This window comes from Mesorhizobium huakuii (genome assembly GCF_030160235.1).
Lineage (GTDB): Bacteria > Pseudomonadota > Alphaproteobacteria > Rhizobiales > Rhizobiaceae > Mesorhizobium > Mesorhizobium huakuii.
The window spans coordinates 70,465-86,205 of the sequence record NZ_BSNY01000021.1 but is presented as its reverse complement, the minus strand read 5'-3'; the positions used below and the strand labels follow the sequence as shown (position 1 = coordinate 86,205).

The 15,741-nt window shown below is 64.4% G+C and carries 14 protein-coding genes; 9 read left to right on the top strand and 5 right to left on the bottom strand.

Annotation, left to right across the window (positions count from 1 at the left end; all coding sequences use genetic code 11):
• The first annotated feature begins 186 nt into the window (after window positions 1–186).
• The 3 genes from QQK95_RS10655 (at window position 187) to QQK95_RS10645 (ending at window position 2,169) form a co-directional block, all read left to right on the top strand.
• A complete protein-coding gene (locus QQK95_RS10655) occupies window positions 187–705 on the top strand; it encodes a CreA family protein (protein ID WP_284272033.1) in 519 nt (172 codons plus the stop codon).
• Between the two features lie 84 nt (window positions 706–789).
• Complete coding sequence (locus QQK95_RS10650; protein WP_284272029.1) at window positions 790–1,431, top strand: transferase hexapeptide repeat family protein; 642 nt, start codon at window positions 790–792, stop codon at window positions 1,429–1,431.
• A gap of 312 nt (window positions 1,432–1,743) precedes the next feature.
• A complete protein-coding gene (locus QQK95_RS10645) occupies window positions 1,744–2,169 on the top strand; it encodes a low affinity iron permease family protein (protein WP_284272027.1) in 426 nt (141 codons plus the stop codon).
• A gap of 11 nt (window positions 2,170–2,180) precedes the next feature.
• On the opposite strand, the gene QQK95_RS10640 is transcribed toward QQK95_RS10645, so the two are convergent.
• Window positions 2,181–3,047, bottom strand: a complete 867-nt coding sequence (locus QQK95_RS10640; protein ID WP_284272559.1) for an SDR family NAD(P)-dependent oxidoreductase — start codon at window positions 3,045–3,047, stop codon at window positions 2,181–2,183.
• 159 nt (window positions 3,048–3,206) lie between these two features.
• On the opposite strand from QQK95_RS10640, the gene QQK95_RS10635 reads away from it, so the two are divergent.
• Window positions 3,207–3,488: a hypothetical protein gene (locus tag QQK95_RS10635; protein WP_095773965.1), complete on the top strand. Its 282-nt coding sequence runs from the start codon at window positions 3,207–3,209 to the stop codon at window positions 3,486–3,488.
• A 15-nt stretch (window positions 3,489–3,503) separates the two neighbouring features.
• On the opposite strand, the gene QQK95_RS10630 is transcribed toward QQK95_RS10635, so the two are convergent.
• Complete coding sequence (locus tag QQK95_RS10630; RefSeq protein ID WP_284272023.1) at window positions 3,504–4,079, bottom strand: TMEM175 family protein; 576 nt, start codon at window positions 4,077–4,079, stop codon at window positions 3,504–3,506.
• Between the two features lie 242 nt (window positions 4,080–4,321).
• On the opposite strand from QQK95_RS10630, the gene QQK95_RS10625 reads away from it, so the two are divergent.
• Together QQK95_RS10625 and QQK95_RS10620 are read left to right on the top strand one after the other, a co-directional pair.
• Window positions 4,322–4,729, top strand: coding sequence for an SH3 domain-containing protein (locus tag QQK95_RS10625; protein ID WP_284272020.1), 408 nt, complete (start codon window positions 4,322–4,324; stop codon window positions 4,727–4,729).
• A gap of 174 nt (window positions 4,730–4,903) precedes the next feature.
• Window positions 4,904–6,112: an MFS transporter gene (locus tag QQK95_RS10620; protein WP_284272018.1), complete on the top strand. Its 1,209-nt coding sequence runs from the start codon at window positions 4,904–4,906 to the stop codon at window positions 6,110–6,112.
• Between the two features lie 17 nt (window positions 6,113–6,129).
• On the opposite strand, the gene QQK95_RS10615 is transcribed toward QQK95_RS10620, so the two are convergent.
• Window positions 6,130–7,602: an MATE family efflux transporter gene (locus tag QQK95_RS10615; protein WP_409371677.1), complete on the bottom strand. Its 1,473-nt coding sequence runs from the start codon at window positions 7,600–7,602 to the stop codon at window positions 6,130–6,132.
• Window positions 7,603–7,812: 210 nt separating this feature from the next.
• Here QQK95_RS10615 and QQK95_RS10610 point away from each other — a divergent pair, with 210 nt between their 5' ends.
• Window positions 7,813–8,604, top strand: coding sequence for a L,D-transpeptidase (locus QQK95_RS10610; protein ID WP_284272012.1), 792 nt, complete (start codon window positions 7,813–7,815; stop codon window positions 8,602–8,604).
• A gap of 51 nt (window positions 8,605–8,655) precedes the next feature.
• Here QQK95_RS10610 and QQK95_RS10605 read toward each other — a convergent pair whose 3' ends face one another.
• Window positions 8,656–10,125, bottom strand: a complete 1,470-nt coding sequence (locus tag QQK95_RS10605; protein WP_284272010.1) for an esterase-like activity of phytase family protein — start codon at window positions 10,123–10,125, stop codon at window positions 8,656–8,658.
• A 296-nt stretch (window positions 10,126–10,421) separates the two neighbouring features.
• Here QQK95_RS10605 and QQK95_RS10600 point away from each other — a divergent pair, with 296 nt between their 5' ends.
• Both QQK95_RS10600 and QQK95_RS10595 read left to right on the top strand, forming a co-directional pair.
• Entirely contained in the window at window positions 10,422–12,830 is a 2,409-nt protein-coding gene (locus tag QQK95_RS10600) for a GcvT family protein (protein ID WP_284272008.1), read from the top strand.
• 13 nt (window positions 12,831–12,843) lie between these two features.
• Window positions 12,844–14,397, top strand: coding sequence for a trimethylamine methyltransferase family protein (locus QQK95_RS10595; protein ID WP_284272006.1), 1,554 nt, complete (start codon window positions 12,844–12,846; stop codon window positions 14,395–14,397).
• Window positions 14,398–14,419: 22 nt separating this feature from the next.
• Here QQK95_RS10595 and QQK95_RS10590 read toward each other — a convergent pair whose 3' ends face one another.
• A complete protein-coding gene (locus QQK95_RS10590; RefSeq protein ID WP_284272003.1) occupies window positions 14,420–15,739 on the bottom strand; it encodes an ABC transporter ATP-binding protein in 1,320 nt (439 codons plus the stop codon).
• Between the last annotated feature and the right edge of the window lie 2 nt (window positions 15,740–15,741).

Here is a 15,741-nt window from a genome sequence, read left to right as displayed (position 1 = left end):
CAAAAGTCCGTCCGCAGAAATCATCGCGCCGGCTCAATGCCGCGCCGGTGCGACAGTCTTAGCGGTTTGGCCTTGCGCAGGCAAAGTGCCGCGATGCCGCAACCGCGGTGGTATTGACGCTTGTGCTTGCAAAGCCGCACGACGCGTCCCACCTGATACCGGCAACTCGAACCGCAGGAGGCTCCTTTGCTCGAACTGGTTGGGCGCGAACGGATTGGGCGAAAACTGATCGGCGGCGCCTTGGCCGCGTGCGTCGTGCTTGGCGCCGGCAGCGCCGTCGCCGAGGAAGTCGGCAAGGTCGGCGTCGACTGGGTCGGCAATGACATCATCGTCGAAGCGATCAAGGACCCGAAGGTGGATGGCGTGACCTGCCATGTCTCCTATTTCGACCGCAGCCTCATCGACCGCCTGCACAAGGGCAACTGGTTCGAGGATCCCTCCGATTCCTCGATCTCCTGTCGTCAGACCGGCCCGATCACCATCGGCGACATCGACATGAGCGAGGGCGGCGAGGAGGTTTTCAAGCAAGGCATCAGCCTGATCTGGAAGAAGCAGGTGGTGAACCGCATTTACGACAAGACCAACGAGACGCTGATCTATCTCTCGCATTCGCGCCAGGTGCAGAACGGCTCGGCCAAGATGTCGGTCACCACGGTGCCGCTCTACGGCCAGAACGTGGTGTGGAGCAAGGGCAAGCCTAAATAGGCGGATGAGCTTTTTGTGCGGATTGACCCACGGACAATTGCTCCTGCCTTGCGGGAGTAATTGCTCGGGCGTAAAGCCGCGCGCATGGACCGCACCGAAAACCTCGTCCTGAAAGATCCCGAGCCGCGCATCCACCCGACCGCGGAGCTGAAGGCGTGCAAGCTCGGCCGCTATGCTTCGATCGGCGAGCGGGTGGTGCTGCGCGAGGTGAGCGTCGGCGACTTCTCCTATTTCGAGCGTCATTCGGAAGCCATCTACACAGCCATTGGCAAATTCTGCTCGATCGCCGCCAACAGCCGCATCAACGCGCTCGAACATCCGATCGAGCGGCTGACCCAGCACAAGGTCAGCTATCGGCCGAACGAATATTTTCGCTGGCTGGGCGTCGATGCGGCGTTCCGCGAGCGACGGCGGGCGAAGGCCGTGACCATCGGCCATGACGTCTGGATCGGCCATGGCGCGGTGATCATGCCCGGCATCACGATCGGCAATGGCGCGGTCATCGGCGCCAATGCGGTGGTGACGCAGGACGTGCCGTCCTACATGATCGTCGCCGGCGTGCCGGCAAAGCCGCTGCGGCCGCGCTTTGCTCCCGACATAGCGGCGCGGATCGAAGCGCTCGCCTGGTGGGACTGGCCGGTCGAGAAATTCGCCAGGGCGGTTCCCGACATCCAGTCCATGTCGATCGAGGCCTTCCTTGATCGTTGGGAAAACGACGCCGTCTAGGCTTTCGCTGACAACGGTTTGGCCCTGGCCGTCACCGCCGCGCAGGCCATCATCCGCGCTTTCTGGACTGAAACCCCTTCCGCCATGCGGGGGTGGCGCAGCGGAAGGGGCTGGAGGTAAACCGCTGTGAAGCGGAGCGAACAGGCACTTTTGCCTGCACAGTTACGATGACACCGAACCGATAAGGTGTGTTTTCCGCTGCATTCGCGCTTTGCGTGTGCCCAATTGCACCTGATGTATTTGTTGCCGGCGGGAACCCGAGACGGTCGCCGGTTGTTTCTCATCGCGGCAGTTGTTCAGGGATTTCGACAGATGGAAAAGGTTTTTACCAAGATCGCCAACTGGGTCGCCCATGTAACCGGCCTGCCGCTGACCTTTGCCGTTTGCTGTCTGATCGTCGTCGTCTGGGCGGTGAGCGGACCATTCTTCGGCTTCTCGGACACCTGGCAATTGGTGATCAACACCGGCACGACCATCATCACTTTCCTGATGGTGTTCCTGATCCAGAACACGCAGAACCGCGATGGCGCGGCGATCCAGGCCAAGCTCGATGAGCTGATCCGGGTCAGTGAGGGCCATAACAATTTCATCGGCATCGAGCACCTGACGGAATCCGAGGTCGAGGAAATCCGCGACAAGTGCGAGCGGGCGGCGCGGCGGCATGACGAAAAGATCGCCGCCATGGCCGCAAGGAAGGCCGTGGCGCAAAAGCGAGCTCCGAAAAAGCACGTGGCGTGAGGGCTTGCGGATCAGCCTTTCATGAAGGCCGCGAAAGCATCCTTGTGATCGGGGTGCCAACGCGACAAGGCCGGGCGGTTCTCGATGATGTCGCCGATCGCCCAGGCCATGCGCTTTTCATCCAGCGGCCGTGCCACTTCATTGTCCGGGCACAGGATGTAGAAGTCGCCTTTGACCAGGGATTCCAGCATGAAATCAATGACCTGCTCGCCGCTCCAGGCGCCGGCGGGCTTTTCCGTCGCCCCCTCGGTGAGGCCGGTATAGGTGAAGCCGGGGATGAGCAGATGCGCAGACAGGCGGTCGCCCGGTTCGTTGCGCAGCGCATGCGCCAGGCCTTCGGTGAATGTCTTCACGCCGGCCTTGGAGACATTGTAGGCGAGGTTGCCGGGCGGCGTGGTGATGCCTTGCTTGGAACCGGTGTTGATGATCAGGCCCGGCTTGGCCGACGCCAGCATGCGCGGCGCGAAGGCTTCGACGCCATGCACGACACCCCAGAAATTAATGTCGAGCAGCCGTTTCCAGCCATCGCGGTTTTCCCAGGGTTTCCCAGGATTGTCGCCGACGCCAGCATTGTTCATCAGCAGCGAGACCTCGCCGAAGGCGCCGAATGCCCGGTCAGCGAGACGATCGACCTCATCGGCCTTCGAAACATCGGCGGCGACGGCAAGCACGGCATCGTCGCCGGCAATGGCCGAGACGGCGCGGGAGGCATCGTCAAGGCGCGCGCCCCCAATGTCGGCGAGTACGATCTTCATGCCCATCAGCGCAAGCCGCCTGGCGGCCGCCAGACCGATGCCGCTGGCGGCGCCGGTGATGACGGCGGTGTTGCCCGGGCCAAGCGCGGGCAGGGCGTTCTGGATTTCGGCGTCGGTGATCATGAGCAACAGCATCCTTTTCTCGATGGCGCCGAACTTAGCGCCGGAACGGGCTTGCGCAAGCCTTCGTCAGCACGTGTTCGGGTTGACCAGCAGGGCCGCGGCTGCGCATGCTGCCGGGGCAAAAGGAGACTTTTGCCGGGGGAGCATGGAGATTTTTATTTGACGGACTGGATCGCAATTCTGAAAGAGCAGACCGCCACCGGTGACCAGATGGGGCGGGAGGTGCCGCAGATGCTTGCCAACCCCGATATCAGCGAAGCCCAGGTGAAGACACTGTTTTCCGCGCTGGAAAAACAGGCCGAGTTCGTCGAGAAACTACGCATGGCGCTGGAGAAATTCGGCCATGATTTCTCGATCATCAAGGCAGCCGAACGGCTGGAGGAGCGCTACGCCGATCTCGCGGCGTCGGTCGCCGAAAAGCTGAAGGCGATGCGTAAATAGAGCTGCTTCTTCGAGCTATTTTTCGAGAACGCGCGAAAAACGCGTGTCCGGTATAAGCCACACCAGGGCGACGACAACATAGAGGCCCACACCGATCCACCGGTTGAGGAAGGCAAGCGCAACGGCCGCGATATAGACGGCAAGCGAAATCCTTCCCTTGCGGTCAGTGCCGATTGCCTTGGCGAAGGCGGTGCCCTGACCATGCAGCCGGTGCAGTGCCAGGACCAGGATGGCGTAGCCGGTCGCGCACATTGCGAGGTCGAAGCCGTAGACCGCGACGGGAACCGTGGCGAAATGGTTCTCGCCCATGAAGGCGGTCGTTACCGGCATCAGGGACAGCCAGAACAACAGATACAGGTTCGCCCACAAGACCCCGCCGTCGACGCGCTGCACTGTGTGGAACATGTTGTGCAGATTGTTCCAGTAGATGCCGACATTGATGAATGACAGCACGTAGCACAGGAAGATCGGCAGTTGCGGCACCAGGGCCGAGAAATCCTCACCCTCCGGCACTTTCAACTCCAGCACCATGATGGTGATGATGATGGCCACCACGCCGTCGGTGAATGCCTCGACCCTGCCTTTGCCCATGATCCCCGCCCGTGCCCGCAACGAATTGTCGAAAGACAGTAAACTGTTAGCGCAACTTCCCGGGCCGATAAACGGCACTCGGGAAATTCCTCAACTATGTCTGGGAAAACCGGCGCACCGGAGCCATTGAACATGATGATTGGCGTTGGCCACTTGTTGACTTTTCCTGCTGTCTTCTCTCCCTTTTCGATGCAACCCCTGGTCGAAGCTGTCAAACGGCAGGGGATCGAATGGAGGGAGCGATGAGATTTCGATTTCTGCTTGTGATCGCGACCTTGCTGGCCGCCGTCTTCGGGACATCCGGCACGGCCTTCGCCTACAGCGCCCACACCACGACCAACCTCAACGTGCGCAGCGGCCCCGGTGCCGGATACGCCAAGGTCGGAACGCTGCCGGCCGGCCTCAGGGTCAATGTCAGCGGCTGCGAGCCGGGCTGGTGCAGGATCCATGGCGGCGGCATCAGCGGCTGGGCCAGTTCCGGCTATCTCGCGCGGGCCCATATCGTTCGCCCGCCTGTTATCATCGTGCGCCCGCCGCATCGGCCGCCGCATTGGCACCACAGGCCGCACCATCGTCCTCCTCACCATCGCCCGCCGCACAAGCCGCGTCCCGGCAAGTGCAAAATCGCGCCCGGATTTCCCTGCAAATAGGGTCGGCTGAACCGCAAGGGATGCCGCGATGGGTCGGGGCTGCCAGCCCCGGCCCATTTCTGTTCGGTCAGCGGGCAGAGTCCGGCGATGTCAGGAGGCTGCCGGACGCTGGGAACGTCGCCGATGAAAGCGCGTTGAGATCGTGATCCCCTAAAGCCAGTGACGAGGATGGCCATGGCCTATCGCGATTTGGCGCATACGCAAGAAGGGGCTGACGGCAACGCTGTTGCAATCGGCACCGTCGCGGCGATGATCGCCGTGCTGTTTGCCGGCAGCACGGTCCTGACGCCCCTCTATATCATCTACAAACAGCAATTCGGCTTTTCGCAGATCACGCTGACGCTGGTCTACGCGGTCTATGTCGTGGGCAATCTCGGCGCCTTGCTGATGTTCGGCGGCGTGTCGGATGTTATCGGACGCCGGCCCGCGGCCGTCGCGGCCATGATCATCGCGATCCTCAGTGCGCTTGTTTTCCTGTTCGCTGAAAATGTGCTCTCACTCGACGTGGCCCGGATCCTGAGCGGGCTTGGCATCGGCATCGGCGCGGGAACAGGAACCGCGTGGATCGCCGAGCTTCTCCCCGACGCCGAGAGGTCGCGCGCCAGCGTCATCACCACCAGCACCAATTTCCTCGGCCTCGGCTTCGGCGCGCTTGCCTCGGGACTGCTGGCGCAATATGAGCCCTGGCCGTTGCGCCTGATCTTCATTGCCTATCTGGCAGCCCTTGTGGTGGTGACGATCCTGGTCTGGCGCACCCGCGAAACGGTGGCGAAGCCGGGCAGCCTCAGGCGCGTTTCCATGCGGCCGCAACTTTCCGTGCCGGAGGAGATCCGTGCGAGCTTCGTTGCGCCGGCGGTGACCGGTTTTGGGGCGATGGCGTTGGTCGGCTTCTACGCGGCCGTGTCACCGAGCATCCTGGCACAGCAACTCCATGAAGCCAACCACACTGTCGCCGGCGCGCTGTTCTTCGAACTGGCGATCGTTACGGCGGTCAGCATCGTGATGTTGATGCGCATGCAGAGCAGCAAGGCAATGCTGGCCGCGCTGGCCTTGATGATCCCAAGCGTCCTGCTGGTGGTGATGGCGCAGATGCTGGCTTCCATGGCGCTGATGGTCGCCGCAACCGCTTGCTGCGGTGTTGTGGCGGCGCTTGGCTACCGAGGCGGCCTGCAGGTGGTGAACGAGATAGCGCCAGAAGACCGCCGCGCGGAACTCGTGTCCAGCTTCTTCGTCTGCTGCTTTACCGGCAATGCCTTGCCCGTCATCGGCGTCGGCATCATCTCGACCTACGTCAACGCTGTCGCCGCAAGCCTGGCATTTGCCGGCATGATCATCGTCTTTGCGCTGGTGGCGCTGGGCTTTGGGCTAAAACACAGGCATTGAGAGAAAGCGGGCCGATCTCAACCGTTTGGCGTTTCAGGCGCCATGTTGGCGCGGCCGCGTGGCACGCCAAGCCCGGTGTCCGGCGGCTCCCCGGCGGCCGGCCTGTTCTCGATCATGTGCAAGCTGCGCCAGCCGCCGAAACGGTAATAGGCGGCCGCCAGCACCAGCGAGGTGATCGAGCCGGCCGGGAAACTCCACCACAGAGCTTCTTCACCGATCACGCCGCGCATGAAATAGGCAAAGCCGGTGCGCACGATGAGCACCGAAATCACCAGGATGATCAGCGGCGGCATCACCGCGCCCGTGGCGCGCACGGTGGCGAACAGCACGATGGTGATGCCGAACAGGATGAACGACCATGACGCGGCTGTGTTGATGTGCGCGGCGATGTCGATCGCCGCGCTGTCGCTGCTCAGGAACAGGCCGAGGATCGGTCGGTCGAAGAGCCACAGCAGCGCGACCAGGGCGCCGGTCAGGACGAGGTTGAAGCCGACGCCGGAGGCGGCGACGCGGCCGATCCGGTCCCAGCGGCCGGCGCCGACATTCTGCGCTGCCATCGAGGAGACCGCGGCACCGATGGCCAGCGCCGGCATCTGGATATAGGTCCACAGCTGCGCGGCGATGCCGTAGGCGGCGGCGACCTGCGAACCGTAGGAATTGACGATGCCCATCACCGTTAGGGCCGCCGCCGAAATGACGATCATCTGCAGGCCCATCGGCACGCCCTTGAAGACGACGATGCGCAGCAAGGCAGGGTCGGGCCGCAACAGCGCGAGATTGGCGCCGGCGAGCCGCAGCGGGTGCTTGCGCGCATAGAGCACGACAAGGATGGCGATGACGCTCACCGTCTGGCCGATCAGCGTCGCAGTGGCGGAACCGGCGATGCCAAGTTCGGGGAAGGGGCCGATGCCGCGGATCAGCAGCGGGTTGAGCACGATATCGAGGACGACCGCCAGCGCCATGAAGATGAAGGGGGTGCGTGAATCGCCCGCACCGCGCAGCACGGTCATGACGAAGGATAGAAGGTTCATCATCGGCACGGCGACGAAGATGATGCGCAGATAGGAACGCGCCAGCGGCAAGGCGTCCGCCGGTGTGCCGAGCGTGTTGAGGATGGCATCGACCCAGATCCAGCCGTAGACGGCGAAGACCACCGAAACGAAGAAGAAGAAGGTGGCGCTGGTGCCGACGATGCGGCGCGCCTCGGGTAGGTCGCGGGCGCCGACCGACTGCGCCACCAGGATGGTCGCCGCCATGCCGATGCCGAACACGGTGCCCAGGATCAGGAACAGGACGAGGTTGGCGTTGGAGGTGGCGGTCAGCGCCGATTCACCGAGAAAGCGGCCGACCCAGACTGCATTGATCGACCCGTTGAGCGACTGCAGCACGTTGGAGCCCAGAACCGGCAAGGCAAACAGCAACAGCGTGCGTGGGATCGGGCCGCTGGTGAGGTCGCCGGTGCGCCGGCGCGCGGGCATTTTTTCGTCCATGGCAGGCAACTCGGCAAAGTGATCTGGATCCGTTCCACCATCATTGCCGATTCAACGGGGCAGGTCGATGCGGTGTCGGAAAAGGTTCGCCGGAGGTCTGCCGGCGCACCTTGATCTAATCATGTTCTCAAAGGTCCCGGAATGGGCTATTGATCCCCTGGGGCGTGGGGCCCGCATTCCTATCAGATCTTGCGAATAGCCGGGGGGGTCATGTCCGATAATCCGCTGTTTTCCGAGCGCCTGAACCGGCGCGCGTTTCTTGGTGCGTCCGCTCTGGGCGCAGCCTCGATGGCTCTTTCGGCGTGTACCACGACGGAAGTGGTGACGCCGCCGCCGGTGGCCGCGCCGCCACCCGACACGGCGTTCGGCGATACCGCAACCATGTACGCGGCGCGTACCGACGAAGGCTATCAACTGCCGGCAATCCCGGTGGCCAAGCTCGATCCGAAGTTCGTGCGCCAGATCGTGGCCGACCCGACCGGAGAAAAGCCCGGCACCATCGTCGTCGATGTCTCCGAGCACTTCCTCTATCTGGTGCGCGACGGCGGCAAGGCCATCCGCTATGGCGTCAGCCTAGGGAAGGCCGGTTTCGGCTGGACCGGCAGCGCCGTGGTCCAGGCACGGAAGAAATGGCCGGTGTGGACGCCGCCGCCGGAAATGATCCAGCGCCGGCCGGAACTGGCGAAATTCAAGGACGGCATGCCGCCGGGGCCGCAGAGCCCGCTCGGCGCCCGTGCGCTCTACCTCTTCCGCGACGGCAAGGACACGATGTACCGGCTGCACGGCACGCCGGAGTGGGATTCCATCGGCAAGAACGCTTCGTCGGGCTGCGTGCGCTTCATGAACCAGGACATCATCGACCTCTACAGCCGCGTCAACGGTCCCGCGCCGGTCTTCGTGCGGCCGAACCTGTCGGCTGCCGGCAAGATCATGGCGGTGTCGAGCAGGACGGCCGAGCCGATCGATGCGGGCGTGCCGAAGGACGCGGAGTTCTTGAAATAAGCCTTCACACTCAGGCGGACGCGTCGAGCGCGTCCGCCTGGATGGTGGTGATTACTTCTTGGCCAGGCCGGGAAGCGTGACCTGATAGACCAGGAACATGGTGTCGACATTGGCGCCGTCATCGGCCTTGTAGGGCGCGCCGACCTGGAAGCCGTCCTGGGCGAGGAAGTCGTTGTCATTGGCGACGAACAGGAAATAGTCGTCGGGCAGCTTCGGATCGAGCACGCTGGCCAGCGACATTGCTTCCCACTTTTCCGAGAGATTGTTGTGGTCGTTCGGCGCGCCATTGTGCAGGCCGAAGCGATTGAGCTGCGCATTGTCGTTGATGTCGATGAACGGCGTCAGCTTGGCCGGCGTCACCGACGGATCGAGCACGCCCTTGGGCGCGACGGGCTTGTCAGCGGCGTCGAAAGGGCCGCCGGCGATGTCGGTCGCGGCCGAAACGTCGACGACGAAAATCTGACGCAGAAGCGAGGTGTCGCCCTTGACGCCCTGGCCGTTGCCGCTGTCACGCGCCAGCATCAGGAAGGACGTGTCCGACAGCGCCACGATCTCGCTTTGCGCGGCGACCTTGGTCTTGCCCTTGGCGTCCTTGAACACCGGCAGCGGCACGACATATTCATGCGCCAGCTTGAGATGGGCGAGGTCGGAGGCGTCATAGACCAGAGCCCTGGTGTTCTGCCGGGTCGAGCCTGAATCGCCGCCATCCTGCCTGGTCGCCGACTGCAGCACGGCGATCAGGAACTTGCCGTCCGGCGTCATCGCCATGCCTTCCAAGCCCTGGTTGTTCTGGCGGCCGGTCTCGGGATCCTTCGGATCGGGCTCGGCGGCACCCGGGCCGGGATTGTCCGAGGAGAAGTTCGGCGCGCCCTTGCGCATCGGCACCAGGGCGGCCGGCGGCTGCGTCGCCGACAGCAGGCGGCCTTGCGCCGAGAAGCGGTAGATGTTGGGGCCGTATTCGTCGGAGATGAACATCGAGCCGTCGGGCAGCCGCACGATCGCCTCGTTGTCGAGGGCGAGCTTGCCGTTGGTGGCGGCGGGCAGCATCGGCATGTCGCCGACAGCGGCGCGCACATCCGACAGCGGATCGAGGCCGGTGGCATCAGCGCCCTTGTCGTCGGTCAGAAGCATGGTGTCGGTGAGCGTCGCCTTGACTTCGGTCTGCTCCTGGCCAGCGGCGCCTGCTGCCGCCGGCGTGAACTCGATGCCGATCGTGTTGAGGCGCGGCCGGTAGTCGGTGGTGCCGGCGACATTGTAGCCGCGGTCCGGCAGCAGCCAGAGCGAACCCTTGTAAGTGCCCACATCATGCTTCCAGCTCGATGTGTCGATCGCCATGCCGGAACCCGAGCCGAACGTCTCGCCGAATTTGTCGCGCTGTGCGGCCGGGATGCGGCCGACGCCGACCAGACCCTTGTTGACGAGGCCGCCGGCGGTCGCGGTGCTGTTGGCGAGCGCCGGCGTCAAGGCGGTGAACAAGGCCAGCGCGACGCCGAGCGAGGCGGTTCGGTGCGGGTGTTTCATGGATGATCCTCGTTGTGACAGATGTGCCGGAGCGGTCGAAGAGCGAAAAAGCTGAACGAGGCGGTACATCGATGATGCCGCGCGCCGCCCCCCGAAAAGCGGTCTAAGGCGCGAACATGATGCTTGCGTGACAGTGCGGCATGCCTGTCCGCCGGCATGTGCACTGGCCGGGAAAAACACGCGCTCGCGGGGAAGAATGGACCATCCCCACACGCCCGTCCGGGCATGCAAGCGCAGTACTGGACACTTATGTCTAGTGCTGTATGTTGCGCTTCTGACAGACCGGGAGGGAAGCCTTGAAGTCGCACTACCGTGCAGTCGTGATCGGGGGCGGGGTGGTCGGCGCCTCGGTGCTTTACCATCTGACGCGGTTCGGCTGGTCTGACGTGGCGCTGATCGAGCGCGCGGAACTGACCGCCGGTTCGACCTGGCACGCGGCAGCCGGGTTTCATGCGCTCAATGCCGATCCCAACGTCGCGGCGCTGCAGGACTACACCATCAAGCTGTACCGCGAGATCGAGGCCGAGTCCGGCTGGGATATCGGCCTGCACATGACCGGCGGTGTCAACATGGCCAGCGATCCCCAGCGCTGGGAATGGCTGAAATCGGCCTGGGCGGTGTTCCAGTCGGTCGGCATCGAAACCGCCCGGCTGGTGACTCCCGACGAGATCAAGGAAATCTGTCCGATCGTCGACGTCACTGGCGTGCTCGGTGGTCTGCATGATTCCAACGAAGGCCATCTCGACCCCTATGGAACGACGCACGCCTATGCCGGCGCCGCGAAAAAGCGTGGCGCCGACGTGATCCTGCGCAACCGTGTCGTCGAGTTGAAGTCTCGCGCGGACGGCCACTGGGACGTCGTCACCGAGCAGGGCACCGTCATCGCCGAGCATGTCGTCAACGCCGGCGGTCTGTGGGCAAAGCAGCTCGGCCGCATGGCCGGCGTCAACCTGCCGGTGACGCCGATGGAACACCATTATTTCATCACCGAGGACATTCCCGAGATCGCCGCGCTCGACCGGGAGATCGGCATCGCCGTCGATCTCGACGGCTTTTCCTACCTGCGCCAGGAGCGCAAGGGCGTGCTGCTCGGCGTCTACGAGCAGAACCCGAAGCATTGGAACATGGACGGCGCGCCATGGGACTACGGCATCGAGCTGATCCCGGAAGACATAGACCGCATCAGCCCGGAACTCGCCAAGGCGCATGAGCGCTTTCCCTGCCTGGCGAGCGCCGGCATCCGCAAATGGGTCAACGGCGCTTTCACCTTTACCCCCGACGGCAATCCGATCGTCGGACCGGTGCGCGGCCTGAAAAACTACTGGGTCGCCTGCGGCGTCATGGCCGGTTTCAGCCAGGGCGGCGGCGTCGGCAAATCGCTGGCCGAATGGATGATCCATGGCGAGCCGCAGGCCGACATTTTCGGCATGGACATTGCCCGCTACGGCGCCTTTGCCGCCAACCGTGAATATCTGAGACAGACGACGCGGCAATTCTATGCGCGCCGTTTCGTCATGACTTTCCCCAATGAGCGGCTGCCGGCGGGCCGGCCGTTGAAACGCCCCGGCGCCTATGACGGCATGAGCGCCGCCGGCTGCGAATGGACGGCGTCGTGGGGGCTGGAAATCCCGGCCTATTTCGCGCCGATGGGCTTTCGCGAGAACACCACGCTCAAGCGCTCCAACGCCTTCGACATCGTCGGCGACGAAGCTCTGCAGGTCCGGCGTGCCGCCGGGCTCGTCGATATCTCGGCCTATGCGCGGTATTGCGTGTCCGGCGCGGGTGCGGAGGCATGGCTCGACCGGTTGCTGGCCTGCCGGCTGCCGAAGGCCGGGCAGGCGCGGCTGGCGCCGATGCTCGGACCGGACGGGCGGCTGAAGGGCGACCTCACCGTGATCAATTGGGGCGGCGACTACTGGCTGATGGGCTCCTACTACCTCAGGGAATTCCACATGCGCTGGTTCGAGAGCCAGGCAGGAGAGGGCGTCACGGTCACCGACATTTCCGACGCGACAAGCGGCTTCCTGCTGACTGGGCCGAATGCGCGCAAAATCCTGGAACGCACGACGCATCAGGATGTCTCCGGCGCGGCACTGCCGTTCATGGCCTGCGGCGCGTTCGACATCGGCATGGTGCCGGCGCGGGTTGCCCGCCTGTCCATAGCGGGCGAGCTGGGCTTCGAGATCAACTGCCCGGGGACCATGCATGCCACGCTGCGCGGGACGCTGCTTGCCGCCGGCGAGGATCTCGGCCTGGCCGAGATCGGCTACTACGCGCTGAATGCGCTGCGATTGGAAAAAAGCTTCGGCATCTGGTCGCGCGAATTCACGCAGGGCTACACGCCGGGCCAGACCGGGCTCGACCGTTTCATCGCCTTCGACAAGGGCGATTTCGTCGGCCGCGAGGCGGCGCTGAGGGAACGCAAGGCAGGCATCTCGCAACGGATCGTGACGCTGGAGGTCGACGCGCTCGATGCCGACGCCAGCGGCTTCGAACCGGTCTGGCATGAGGGCCGACGCGTCGGCTTCGTTACCTCTGGCGGTTTTGGCTACACGATCGGCAAGAGCGTCGCGCTGGCGTTGGTGGACGGCGATTTTGCCGAGGAGGGTACGGCGCTTTCGGTGCACATTGTCGGCGTCGAACGGCCGGCTCGTGTCATCGCGGCGTCGCCCTACGATCCCCCGGGCAAGGCGATGCGGCAATGAGGAGGATTTTTCAATGATCGACGACGCGGCACGAGACAGCAGGCGCGAGCGCCGGCGTGGACGCACCGGCGAAGCCGGCAGCGAAAGCAGCCGCCGGCCCAACTACCGATCGCTGAAGAACCCGTTTCTGCCGCAGCCGATCTTTTCGGATGACCAGGTGGCTTCCATCCACGACACAGCGCTGCGCGTGCTGGAGGAGCTCGGCATCAAGGTGCTCTTGCCGCAGGCACGGGAGATTTTCGCCCGCGCCGGTGCGCTCGTGGACCCGGACACCGATATGGTGCGCATCGGCCGCGACATAGTGGCGGCGGCACTGGCCTCGGCGCCAAAATCAATTCCGGCGCTGGCGGGCGACCGCAGCCGCGATCTTTTGCTCGAACTCGGCTCGATGACGTTCCTCGCCGGCGCCGGCGCGCCCAACGTCACCGATCTTGAACGCGGCCGCCGGCCGGGAACGCTCGGCGCCTTCGAGGAATTGACCAAGCTCATCCAGCACTTCGACGTACTGCACATGCTTTGCCCCTGCATCGAGCCGCAGGATGTCGACAACCGCTTTCGCCATTATGCGGTCAACCGCGCGCAGCTGACGCTGTCCGACAAGTTCCCCTTTGTCTTCGCTCGTGGAACGCCGCAGGTCGAGGATGGGTTTGAGATGATCCGGCTGGCGCGCGGGCTGTCGGAGGATGAATTCCGCGCCGGCGCCTATTGCTACACCATCATCAACACCAATTCACCGCGCCAGCTCGACATTCCGATGGCGCAAGGCATCATCGATTTCGCCCGCGCCGGGCAGGTGCTGGTCATCACGCCGTTCTGCCTGGCCGGGGCCATGGCGCCGATCACGGTCGCCGGCGCGCTGACGCTTCAGCATGCCGAGGCGCTGGCCGGTCTGGCATTGGCGCAGATCGTGCGCCCGGGCGCACCCGTGCTTTACGGTTCCTTCTCCTCCAATGTCGACATGAAGTCGGGCGCTCCGGCGTTCGGCACGCCCGAGCACGTCAAGGCGACGCTGGGGGCCGGCCAATTGGCGCGCTTCATCGGCCTTCCCTGGCGTTCGGGCGCCGGCAGTGCCGCCAACATTTCCGATGCGCAGGCAGCCCATGAGTCGCAGTTCGCCCTTTGGGGATCGGTGCTTGCCGGCGCCACCGTCTGCATCCACGCCGCGGGCTGGCTGGAGGGTGGCCTGAGTGTCTCTTTCGAGAAGCTGATCACCGACATCGAGGCGGTGCAGTCGATTGCCGAGCTTTGCGCGGCAACTCCTGGCGACGACGACGCGATCGGTTTCGAGGCCATCGCCGAAGTGCAGCCGGGCGGGCATTTCTTCTCGGCCGGCCACACGATGAGCCGCTACCGCACCGCATTCTATGAGCCACTGGTGGCCGACTGGTCGAATTTCGGCAACTGGACGCAAAGCGGATCAAAGACCGCCAGCGAGCGCGCCACCGGTATCTGGAAACGCATCCTTGCCGATTTCGAGCCGCCCGCTTCGGCCGCCGTCACAGCCGGCGTGCTCGACGAATTCATCGCGCGGCGAACGGAAGAGGGCGGCGCGGCGCCGGTGTCGTGACCAGGCGCGGCGCGCGGATCGCTTATGTCGGGTTGTCGAGCGTGAACAGGTCGCTCTCCTCGTCATAGGCGAAATACTCGGCGTAACGGGCCCAACTGATGACTGCCCGCACCGTCTGGTCGGCATAGCCTTCCGACATGTGGTCCTCCAGCTCGTCGCGGAAGCGCCGGGCCGGGGCCTTGTGGTTGGCGCGCTCGTCGAGCACGCGGCGGATGTGGCCGGCCAGCGGCACATAGGTCGCGAGCTGTTGCGCGAACAATTGCTTGCGCGCGTCGACCTCGCTTTCGGCGAAGCGTTTGCCGGCCGGAGTGAGCCGGATATCGCCCTCGGCGAATTCGGCAAAGCGCAGCAGCTGCAGCGTTTCGGCGATCGGGAACAGATCGTCGATTTCGAGCTGCAGGCTGGCGGCCAACGGCGGCAGGTCGGCATGGCCGTTGTAAGGCGGCGCAGCGACCGCCTCGATCAGGCCGGCAAGCAGGTTGGTCGAGACGCGCGGCAGCACCATGGCGATGCCCGTACCCGGGAAAACGCCGTCGCGGGGAGGGCTGCCCGGCTCCTTCCTGGCGGTCATGCGGGCGTAGATGTCCTCGACCAGGGCGCGGAAGGCCGGGTCCAGCCGGTTGCGGGGCTGCGGCAGGTCGATCCGCAGTTCTGCGACGACACGGCCGGGATTGGACGAGAAGATCAGCACGCGGTCGCACATCAGCACCGCCTCCTCGATGTTGTGCGTCACCATCAGGATCGACTCGATCGGCATGCGGCCTTCCGACCAGAGGTCGAGCAGGTCGGTTCGCAGGGTCTCGGCCGTCAGCACGTCGAGCGCCGAGAACGGCTCATCCATCAGAAGCACTTTTGGATGCACCACTAGGGCGCGGGCGAGCCCGACGCGCTGGCGCATGCCGCCCGACAGTTCCTTCGGATAGGCGTTCTCGAAGCCGTCGAGGCCGATCAGGTCGATGGCCGAAAGGGCGCGCTTGCGGCGCTCGGCCGGCGAGACGCCCTGCGCCTCGAGTCCGAGTTCGACATTCTGCAGCACGGTCAGCCAGGGAAACAGCGCAAAACTCTGGAAGACCATGGCGATGCCGTCCGGCGTGCCGGAAACAGCCTTGCCTTCGAAAGCGATGGCGCCCTCGCTCGGCCGGATCAGGCCGGCGATCGAGCGCAGCAAGGTGGACTTGCCGGATCCGGAGCGGCCGAGCAGGCCGACGATCTCGCCGGAGACGAGAGTTAGCCCGACCTGGTCGAGGACGACGAGCTTGCCCGCGCTGCCCTTGTCATAGGTCTGGCAGACGCCGTGGACTTCGACGAGCGGAAGGGCCTTGGTGATGACTGCTTGGTTCATAA